Source organism: Streptomyces sp. NPDC057702, from assembly GCF_042799315.1.
Taxonomy (GTDB): domain Bacteria; phylum Actinomycetota; class Actinomycetes; order Streptomycetales; family Streptomycetaceae; genus Streptomyces.
This window is the reverse complement of record NZ_JBHVJC010000008.1, coordinates 43,000-53,313: the sequence shown is the minus strand read 5'-3', so window position 1 is coordinate 53,313 and position 10,314 is coordinate 43,000. Positions and strand designations below refer to the sequence as shown.

Below are 10,314 nucleotides of genomic sequence, written 5' to 3'. Positions count from 1 at the left end.
GGTCAGTCCTTGTCCTTGCCGCCGGACCCGCTGCCTCCGTCGCCGAGAAGGTCGTCGACGTCCTCGAAGATGTCCAGGAACTTCTCGGCCTCGATCTTCTCCAGGTTCTCGCCCTGAGTCTTGAGAAGGTCCTCCAGGGTGTCCGTGATCCCGGCGTCGATGGCCTCGAAGAGAAGCTTCTGATCAGCGAAGATCTTGACGATGACCTTGATCATCTCGGTCACGCCGGACTGCAGGAGGTCGCCGTTGGTCCCGGTGCCCTCACCGGCCATGCCACCGATCGACAGCGGCAGCAGGATGCCGGCGGGCACGTCCTTGGAGCGCGTGCCGCCCTTGATCAGGTTGGCCAGGGCGGGCGCGTACTCCCCGTCGCCCTGGATCTTCTTGATCTCGCCCAGGAACTTCTGCACGTCCTGGGTCTGGAAGTTCGTCAGCCAGGTCTTGTCGAGGTTGACGGGCGGCTTGTCCGCCATGCGGGGTCACTCCTTGTCGCGTCCGCGAAGGGGAGGAACGGCCGCCGCGCGCCGGGCGCGGCAGCCGTCCGGTGTGCCGTGCGCCGAGGCGTCACCGGCCGACGCGGACGCCCTCCCAGAGCTGGGTCAGGGACTTCTCGCTGTACTGGTAGCCCTCCGACACGTCCGTCAGCAGCGCGGAGTGGCTGGCGAGCAGGCTCTTCATGGCCTCGACCGCCTGGTTCCAGGACGCCTGCTTCTGGCTGTAGACGGCCCGGTCCTCACCCTCCCAGGACTCCTTGAGCGCCTGGAGTTCGGCGTCCAGGTTCACCAGGATGCTGGCGATCGCCTTGGTCTGCTGCACCATGTCGTCGGCGGCGTTGGACATGTGGGCGTAGTCGACGTAGATGTGGCCGTCGGTGAAGTCGCTCATCGTGGTTCTCGTCTCTCGGGTGGGTCGGCTGGCGGCGAACGCGGGAGCTCGCGCGCCGGGTCGCCAGGCGACACCGGCGCGGCGGAACGGGAGCGGCGACTTAGCCCTTGAGGGCGTCGAAGACCGACTGCGACTGGTTGTACGCCTGGTGGATCGACTCGTTGGAGGACTGCTGCGTCACACCCTGCTGCCGCAGCGTCTCGGTGAGAGTGTTGATCATGTCGCGGACGTTGACCGAGATGACCTCGGCCTGGTCGTCCCACTGGCGCAGCAGTTCCTGGTACGCCCTGCCGTCCGAACCCTTCAGCCCGGAGGCCAGGTTGAACTTCATGTTCTCCACGTCGCGCCGACAGTTCTGGACGCCGGTGAACGCCTGCTCAAGGGCCTGGATGCCGTTCTGGGTCGCGCGTGCTTCTGACTGCTGCATGCCCGCCATGGACGTGCACCTCCTGGGTCGCGCCGGATCACTCGGGAGCTCAACGTAAACAGCGGTTTATTCGACCTGCAACGAATTCAGTCCAACTTTTGCACTACATGTCAATACCGCCGAACTGGCTTACTTCTACGACTTCTTGATGTAACCTCAGCGCTTCTTGTCAGCCGACTGGCTCGTCCTTCCGGACGGATGGCGTACCGGTTCACAGCCGGTCGCCGTCGTCGGGCCGTGGCCCGTGGACGCGGCCTGGGGGCTGAGGTCGGGGCCGGTCGGCAGCATCGCCAGCAGCGGCGCCGGCAGTCGGCGCGCCTGCCTGGCCGTGTACCCCAGGGCCGTCATGGTCTGCTCCGAGGCCACCCGGTACTTCATGCCGGTGTCCGTGACCAGGTAGACGGTGTCGCCCACCTCCCCGCCGCCGGCGCCCAGCGCGTGCACCAGGACGCCACCCCCGGGGCGTACCACGACCCGGCCCACCGGGGTGCAGGCCGGTGTGAAGTTCTCGGGCGGCGGCTGGGCCGCCGGGCCCAGCCCGGCCTGCCCGACCAGGGCGACGCTGACCCGGGTGCCCGCGCCGCTGGCCTCGACGCGGGCACAGGGCACCTGGCCGCGCTCGACGGACATCGCCCTGGGCGGCGTGTCCGGCAGCACCCGCGCGGCCTGAACGTCGCCGCGCCGGTCGGCCGGTGCCTGGTGTCCGCGCAGCACGTCCGCGCCGAGCACGGCCGCCGAGGCCGTGCCCGCGTACACCGTCCGCCGGGTCCGCGGGTCGCCGAGGACCAGAGCCGCGGTGGTGGCCGTGACGGGGCCCAGGCCCTCGCGCCGCAGCAGGTAGTAGCGGCCGGCGGAGCCGGGGACGGTGATGCGGAAGACCTCGCCGACGCGGGTCTCGCGACCCCCCAGGCGCGGGCCCCGGCTCCCGCGTCCGGGCACCTCGGGCGGGGCCAGGTCAGGCCCGGACGGAAGGGAGTTCAGGAACGCCGCGGCCACCGGCACGGGAGGTGTCGAGCCGTAGCCGAGCGCCTCGGTGGCCCCCGCGCGCTCGGCCAGCCGCAGCTTGCTGCCGCGCCACACCAGGTAGGTCGCCCGGTCGGGCCCGCGCACCAGCAGGCCCTGCCCGGCGGGCAGGCTCGCGCCGTCGGCGGCCACCCCCACCGCGAGCGTGGTGCCGGCGGAGCTGGTGGCGGTCGCCGAGCACACCTGCCAGGGCCCGGTGTCCAGGGCGCCGCCCGGGGGCAGCGCCTCGGGTGCCCCGCTGATCCCGACCGGGGCGCCGTGCGGAGTGTCCGCCAGCGAGGCGCCGCGCACGGTGGCGGTTTTCATCTCGGCGCCGGCCAGCAGGCGGGCCGAGGTGTAGTTGCGCACCGGGCGCAGCCGGCCGTCCAGGTAGAGGTAGCGGGAGCCGGTCGACTTGTCGATGACCAGCGTGCGCGCCTCCTTCCAGGAGTCCTTGGTGCCGGGCTTGAGCAGTCCGAAGACGAACGCCCCGGCCGAGAGGAGCACCGCGATCACCACGCCCAGGGCGATGCCCCGGTTGGTGCGGCCCTGGGGGCTCTCCGGGGCGTCCGGGTCGCCGCGCAGCATGCCGGAGGTCAGCCGCCCCATGACGAACATGTGCGCCTGGACCTGGTCGCGCGTGGACTGCACGGCGGGTACTCCTTCTCGTCAGCGGCGGCGACGACGCCCGGGGACGCGACGGGATCGACGGGTCCGGCGGGCTCGACGGGTTCAGCGAGTGCGGCGGGAGCGGGACGGGGACGGGGCGGCGGGGCCACCGAAGACGGCGGCGGCGGGGCCCGGGGGCGGGGCGGGCGCGGCGGTCGGTGGCGTCAGCCGCGCAGCGAGCGCAGGGCGCCGTAGACGCCGAGCACCCACAGGGTCAGCGGGAGCATGCTGATCGCCACGGCCGAGTGCAGGATCTCCGCGCCCCGCGCCCAGTACGGCACGATCCGTCGGCCCGGCACCGTCCACGAGGCGATGGCCAGCACCGCCGTGAGGGCCAACAGCGCGCTCACGGTCAGCAGCCGGGTCTGCGGCGCGCCGTCCCGGGCCGCGTCGTGGACCAGCGCCAGCGCCCCCCAGGCCGCGGGGGCGACGAGGAACAGCCGCTGCCAGACCTGGCCCAGGCCCCTGGAGTGCAGCAGCAACAGCGTGATCAGAGCGGCCGACAGGATGGTGGCCGGCAGCCCGCCGTGCGCGACGAGCAGGGTGAGACTGGCGGCGCAGACCAGCCCGACGGCCCCGTACAGCGAGGTCATCCAGCCGTCCGCGAGCACCGCGCGGCTGGTGACCAGCGCGGTCGGGTGCGGCTCGATGCCCTCCTGGAGCTGGCGCGCGTTGGTGGGCAGCGGGGGCATCCGCAGCCCGGACATCCGGAAGGACAGCGGGGGGACGAAGGCGCCGAGGACGACGGCGGCCAGCGCGGCGACCGAGGCGGCCTGACCGGGCGCCAGGTCGGCCGCGGTGATCAGGACGCCGGTGAGCGCGCCGAAGGTGGCGACGACGGCCAGACACAGGAAGAGCGCCGCGAAGGAGGCCACCGCGGCCAGCGCGAGGACGGCGCCGCCCGCGCCGGCGGCGGAGGCGGCCAACACCCGGGGCCCGAGCACCTCGTCGTGCGCCCCGCCCAGCTCGCCCGCCGTCAACAGCCAGCCGGCCAGCGCCAGATACGGGCCGACCATGCAACCCAGGGCCGCGGCGGCGCCCGCGTCACCCACGGCGCGGCTGGCGGCGGCCGACCCGGCCAGCAGCAGCGCCCCGGCCACGGCGGCGCACAGCACGCGCGGGGTGGTGGCACCGCCGGGCAGGGCGAGCACCAGCAGCCCGGTCACCAGGACGGCGACGGTCAGCCCGCGCAGCAGCCGACGGCCCGCCTCGGGGCTCCAGTTGTAGGGGCGCCCGCGCATGGTGGTGGCGATGCCGTCCACCAGGTCGTCCAGATGGACCTCGGGCAACGCCTCGGTGCGGGCCCTGAGGTAGAGGGTCTCGCCGTCGCGCAGCCCCAGGGAGTCCAGGGTGCGTTCCTCGTCCAGGGGCGCGTCGCCCAGGCGTTGCAGGACCCAGCCCCCGTGTTCGATGCCGGCCTCCTCCAGGTCGTCCCCGGCGTACCCGAGGATGGCCGGCAGCAGGTCGGCGACGGGGACGTCGGCGGGGACGGCGAGGTCGATGCTCTTGGCGGGTGCGCGCACCGTCAGGCGACAGAGTCCGGCCACCTGGTTGTCAGTCATGGAGCTGGGTCACGCCTCTCGGGATGCTGCGGCGGGCGGGTACGTGCGGAGTCTGGCGCAGGGCACCACGCGCGGTGACCCGGTTCCCGCGACGGAGGCACGTTCGTGCCAAGTTCGTTCCTGGCGCTCCGTTCCGACGGATCGTAATATCAGCCGCCTGCCGGACAGGAGATCCGGCAGCCGAAAACCACCGCATCCCCGGCAGCGTTCGCCGCATCCACCCGGCTTGTTCGCCGTCCGTACATCTGGCGCGTGCCGGGCCCGTTGCCCGCGCGAGCTTCAGTTTCCTTGATCCAGTACGTCGGCGGGGTCGACCCGGCGCGCCCCGGCCACCCTCTCCCCTCGTCCGTACGCCCGTCCCGATAAGGAGCTCGTCTCGTGAGTGTGGTCCTCTTCCGCAGGCCGGCGCGCAGGCGCGGCCCGGAGATGCCCGAGGGCGAGGTGAGCCTCCAGGAGCCGCCCGCGCTGCCTGAGGTGGTGCCGGACAGCTCCGCCGTGTGGACGTATCTGCCCATGGCGTTGATGTCCGTGTCCATGATGCTGATGTTCATGCGCCCCGGGATGGCCCGTGGCAGCGGCGGCTTCATCTACCTGGCACTGGGCCTGATGGTGGTCTCGGCCGGCGCGATGATGCTGGGGCAGGCCATGCGCCGCAGCAGCGAGCGCAAGCAGCGGCTCAAGGGCGAACGCCGGGACTACCTGCGCTATCTCACCCAGACCCGGCGCAAGGTCCGCGCGGCCGTGCGCGACCAGCAGCGGGCGCTGGCCTGGCGGCATCCGGACCCCGCCGGGCTGTGGTCGCTGGTCGGCTCGACGCGGCTGTGGGAACGCCGGCCGCAGGACGAGGACTTCGGCGAGGTCCGGGTGGCCGTCGGGGAGCAGAAGCTGGGCCTGCGGCTGACACCGCTGTCCACCAGCCCCGTGGAGGACCTGGAACCACTGTCGGCGCACGCGCTGCGCAGCTTCATCCGCGCCTACGCCACCGTGCCCGACCAGCCCATCGCCATCGACCTGCGGGCCTGGGCGCGGGTGCTCTTCCGAGGCGACGAGGAGCGCGTACGCGCGCTGGCCCGTGCCCTGGTCGCACACCTGGCCACCTTCCACTCCCCCGACGACGTGTGGGTGGCGCTGTGCGTCTCCGACGAGCGGCGGCCCGACTGGGAGTGGACGAAGTGGCTGCCGCACAGCCTGCACCCGCAGGAGAGCGACGGGGCGGGCCCGGCCCGGATGATCGGCTCGGCCTTCAACGAGCTGGAGGACCTGCTGGGCGCGGAGTTCCTGGAGCGCCCGCCCTTCGAGCCGGAGGCGGCCACCGGCCGCGAGGAACCGTTCACCGTGATCGTGGTGGACGGCGGCACCGTCCCCGGCGGCCACCGGCTGGACGGCCCGGGGCTGCGCAACACGGTCGTACTGGACCTCGGCGGGGCGCTGACCTGGCGGCCCGGCCGGTCCACGCTGCGGTTCGAGGTGAGCGGGGAGGACCTCGCCCTGGTGCGCACCGACCGCGAACGCAAGGAGCGAAGCACCCGGCTCGGCCGCCCCGACGGCCTGGGCACCGGCGGCGCCCTGGCGCTGGCCAAGCGACTGGCCCCGTACCGCATGGGCCTGGGCACCGACGACACCGAGCCGTTGGCCAGCGACGTGGAGCTGTCCGCGCTGCTCGGCATACCCGACCTGTTCCGGCACGACCCGGCCGCGCTGTGGCAACGCGCCACCGGGCCCAGCCGGTTGCGGGTGCCGATCGCGGTCGGCGCGGACGGCACCCCGGTCGAGCTGGACATCAAGGAGTCGGCCCAAGGCGGTACGGGGCCGCACGGCATGCTCATCGGCGCGACCGGCTCCGGCAAGAGCGAGCTGCTGCGCACCCTGGTGCTCGGGCTCGCGCTGACCAACTCCTCCGAGACGCTCAACTTCGTGTTGGTCGACTTCAAGGGCGGTGCCACCTTCCTGGGCCTGGACACCCTGCCGCACACCTCGGCCGTCATCACCAACCTCGCCGGGGAGGCCGCGCTGGTCTCGCGCATGCAGGACGCGCTGCACGGCGAACTCGTCCGGCGCCAGGAGCTGCTGCGCGCCGCGGGCAACTACACCTCGGCCCTGGACTACGAGAAGGCGCGCGCCGCGGGGACCGTCCTGGAGCCGCTGCCGAGCCTGTTCGTCGTGGTGGACGAGTTCAGCGAACTCCTGGCCGCACACCGGGAGTTCATGGAGTTGTTCGTCATGATCGGCCGGCTGGGGCGCAGCCTGGGTGTCCATCTGCTGCTGGCCTCGCAGCGGCTGGACGAGGGCCGCATGCACCAGTTGGAGAGCCACCTGTCCTACCGGATCGGGCTGCGCACCTTCTCCGCCATGGAGAGCCGGGGCGTGCTCGGCGTGCCCGACGCGTACCAGTTGCCCTCGCAGCCCGGTAGCGGCTTCCTGAAGTCGGGCGTCGAGGCGCTGACCCGCTTCCGCGCCGCGTACGTCTCGGGCCCCTACCGGCAGCGGCGGGGCAGCGCCCACCAGGCGCGCGTGGCCAGCCAGACGGTGCCGTGGACGACGGGGTACGTGGTGCCCCGTCACCTGCCCGCCCCCGAACCGGAGCCGGAGACGGACGAGGGCGGCCAGACGCTGCTGTCGGTGGCCGTCGAGCGGCTCCAGGGCGCCGGGCCCCCCGCCCACCAGGTGTGGCTGCCGCCGCTGGACCTGCCGTCCACGCTGGACCAGGTACTGCCGCCGCTGACGCCCGACCCGGAGCTGGGGCTGACCACGGTCGGCTGGAGCGGGCGGGGCGGGCTGCGGGTGCCGATCGGCATCATCGACCGGCCCTTCGACCAGTTGCGCGACCTGTTGGAGATCGACCTGACCGGCGCGGGCGGGCACATCGCCATCGCGGGCGGCCCGCAGAGCGGCAAGAGCACCACGGTCCGTACGATCCTGACCGCGCTCGCCCTCACCCACACCCCGCGCGAGGTGCAGTTCTTCTGCCTGGACTTCGGCGGCGGCACGCTGGCCGGCCTGACGGGGCTGCCGCACATGAGCGGGGTCGCGGCCCGGCTGGACGGCGAGCGCGTGGGCCGTACGATCGCCGAGGTCAACACGCTGCTCGCGGCCCGCGAGCGCTTCTTCCTGGACCACGGTGTCGACTCCATGGCCACCTTCCGGCGCCGGCGCGCGGCCGGCGAGTTCCCCGAGGAGCGGCACGGCGACGTCTTCCTGGTCATCGACGGCTGGGCCACCGTGCGCCAGGACTACGACCGGCACATCGCCACGTTCAACGCGATCGCCGCGCGCGGCCTCAACTACGGCATCCACCTGATCGTCACCACCGCCCGCTGGGTCGAGCTGTCGTCCGCCGTACGCGACCAGGCCGCCAGCCACCTGGAGCTGCGCATGGGCGACCCCATGGACTCCGAGATCGACATGCGCCGCGCCGCGACCGTCCCCCGGCTGCCCGGCCGGGGCCTGACCCGGGACGGGAAGCTGCACTACCTGGGCGCGCTGCCGCGCATCGACGGCGTGGAACGCGCGGAGGACCTCACCGACGGAGTGGCCGCGCTGGTGGCCGCCGTCAGCGAGAGCTGGCCCGGCCAGGCGGCGCCGCCGGTGCGGATGCTGCCGACCGTCCTGCCCGTGACCCAGCTCCCGGCGCCGGACGGCCACCTGCGGGTGCCACTGGGCCTGGAGGAGGACGAGCTGTCGGTCGTCCGACACGACTTCGCCGAGCACCCGCACATGATCGTGGTCGGTGACACGGAGAGCGGCAAGACCAACCTGCTGCGGCTGACCGCGCGGGCCGTCATGGAGCGGTACTCCCCCGCCGAGGCGCGGATCATGGTCGTGGACTACCGCCGCGAGCTGGTGGAAGCGGTACCGGACGCGTACCGGCTCGGCCACGCGGTCTCCATCGACGCGCTGCGCGACCTGGTCGACGGGGCGGCGCGAGCGGTGCGCACCCGGGTGCCGGGCCCGGAGATCTCGCCCGCGCGGATGCGGCTGTGCGACTGGTGGACGGGGCCTCGGCTGTTCGTCCTCGTCGACGACTACGACATGCTCGGCACCGGCCCGATGAACGCGCCCTTCGACCCCCTCCTGGACCATCTGGCCCTCGGCTACGAGGTGGGGCTGCACCTGGTCGTGGCGCGCTCGGCCGCCGGCGCGGGCCGCAGCCTGGGCGGCGACCACCTGCTGCGCCGGCTCCAGGAGGTCAACACGCCGGGCCTGTTGCTCTCGTGCCCGCCCTCCGAAGGCTACGTCTTCGGCAGCACCAAGGGCCGCATCCTGCCGCCGGGTCGGGGCACGCGGATCGCGCGCCGCAAGACCGTCCGCGTCCAGACCGCGCTGCTCGACCCGGCCGGGCGGCCGGACTGACCCGCCTCGGAGCCGACCAGACGACCGGGGCCGCGTACCGCCCGGCCCCGGTTCCCCGCCCCGCGACACGGCCGAGGTGCCACCGGCGCCCGCGCGGGCGCCACGCGGCGCCCCGGCCGTGGCCGGGCGCGGGTGCGCTAGCCGCCCTCCGGGCGCCAGCCGCGCGCCCGGCCACGCGGGATGACGGCCAGCAGGGCCCCGGTGACGAGCACCAGACCGCCGGCCACCCCGGCGACGAGCAGGGCCCGGTCCCGCGACGTGGTGGAGCCGGGGTCCGGCATCCGGGCGGGTGCCGGGCGCGGCGCGGCGCCCCGCTCCTGGCCCAGGACGGCGGTCATCGCCGCGTACGGGTCCAGGCGCGGTGGCGAGGCGGGGTAGGCCGCCGCCGTGAGCTGCCGCGCGACCTGTGGGGCGCTCAGTCCGGGGCGCTGGGCCCGCACCAGGGCCGCCGCCCCCGCCACCTGCGCCGCGGCCAGGGACGCCCCCGAGCCGAGGAAGTGCCCCGAGCCACCGGGCCCGACGCCCACCACCATCTCCCCCGGCGCCACGAGGTCCAGGCGGGCGACCCGTGGGGGCGCCGGGGCCCGGGTCGGGGAACTGGTGGCGGGGCCGTAGCCGCCCACGGCCAGCGCGCCCGGCGCGGCGGCGGGCCAGTACCACGGCTGCTCCGGGGCGGGCTCCTGCCGCGCGCCGGGCGCGCGGGGCACCGGGTCGGGTACGGCGGGGGCGACCACCAGGGCGTCGTGCCGGCCCGCGTAGGCGACGGCCGAGGTCAGCTCCGCGCGCCCGTCGGTCAGCGCGTGCCCCACGTAGATGACGCGGGCCCCGCCGTCGGCCGCCGCGCGAATGCCGTCGGCCACCCGCCGCGCCGAGGGCACGCCCCGCGCGTCCGTGCCGCGCACGGCCAGGACGCGCGAGCGCGGCGCCACCCCGGCCGGGCCCACCCCCTCCAGTCGGGCGCCGGCGATCAGCCCGGCCGCGAAGCTCCCGTGCCCCACACAGTCCTCGTCGGCCCCGTCGATCCCGCGCACCCGGCCGGCCAGCGCCGCGACGTTTGACCCCACCCCGGTGTCCACCACGGCCACGGTCACCCCCTCGCCCTGCGACAGCGACCAGGCGCGCGGCAGCCCGAGGGCGCCAACGGTCCACGGCCGGGCCTCGGCGCGGGTGGTGGAGGGGCGTACGCACGACTCGCCGGGGGCCAGGGTGGTGCGCAGGACGGGCAGTTCCACGGGCTCGGCCGCCAGGGCCCGGGGGCCGGCGGTGGTCAGCAGCGCGGCGAGCGCCAGCGCTCCCGCTCCTCGGACACGGTGTCTACGGGCGCGTCGCATGATCCGCATAGTATGCAGTCAGGGTGGGGGCGCGGCGATGCTCACCGCACGTCAACTCGCCGAATGTGCACGTGAGATGAGACTCCCG

7 protein-coding genes are annotated in these 10,314 nt (G+C 74.2%); 1 reads left to right on the top strand and 6 read right to left on the bottom strand.

From position 1 onward, the window contains the following. Positions 1 to 2 precede the first annotated feature (2 nt). From ACFVFR_RS07970 to eccD, 5 genes are all read right to left on the bottom strand, one after another. A complete protein-coding gene (locus ACFVFR_RS07970) occupies positions 3 to 473 on the bottom strand; it encodes a type VII secretion system-associated protein (protein ID WP_383698831.1) in 471 nt (156 codons plus the stop codon). Positions 474 to 564: 91 nt separating this feature from the next. Beyond that, positions 565 to 885 carry a WXG100 family type VII secretion target gene (locus tag ACFVFR_RS07965; RefSeq protein ID WP_383698830.1) on the bottom strand — a complete coding sequence of 107 codons (321 nt, stop codon included), beginning with the start codon at positions 883 to 885 and terminating at the stop codon, positions 565 to 567. Between the two features lie 100 nt (positions 886 to 985). Next, a complete protein-coding gene (locus ACFVFR_RS07960; protein WP_383698829.1) occupies positions 986 to 1,321 on the bottom strand; it encodes a hypothetical protein in 336 nt (111 codons plus the stop codon). Between the two features lie 147 nt (positions 1,322 to 1,468). Next, positions 1,469 to 2,965 (bottom strand): type VII secretion protein EccB, encoded by a 1,497-nt coding sequence (gene eccB / locus ACFVFR_RS07955; protein ID WP_383698828.1) that lies wholly within the window; start codon positions 2,963 to 2,965, stop codon positions 1,469 to 1,471. Positions 2,966 to 3,147: 182 nt separating this feature from the next. Next, on the bottom strand, positions 3,148 to 4,545 hold the full coding sequence (gene eccD / locus ACFVFR_RS07950) for a type VII secretion integral membrane protein EccD (RefSeq protein ID WP_383698827.1): 1,398 nt from the start codon (positions 4,543 to 4,545) through the stop codon (positions 3,148 to 3,150). A 384-nt stretch (positions 4,546 to 4,929) separates the two neighbouring features. Here eccD and eccCa point away from each other — a divergent pair, with 384 nt between their 5' ends. Next, entirely contained in the window at positions 4,930 to 8,895 is a 3,966-nt protein-coding gene (gene eccCa, locus ACFVFR_RS07945) for a type VII secretion protein EccCa (RefSeq protein ID WP_383698930.1), read from the top strand. A gap of 137 nt (positions 8,896 to 9,032) precedes the next feature. Here eccCa and ACFVFR_RS07940 read toward each other — a convergent pair whose 3' ends face one another. Continuing rightward, positions 9,033 to 10,226 (bottom strand): S8 family serine peptidase, encoded by a 1,194-nt coding sequence (locus ACFVFR_RS07940; protein ID WP_383698826.1) that lies wholly within the window; start codon positions 10,224 to 10,226, stop codon positions 9,033 to 9,035. Positions 10,227 to 10,314 lie beyond the last annotated feature (88 nt).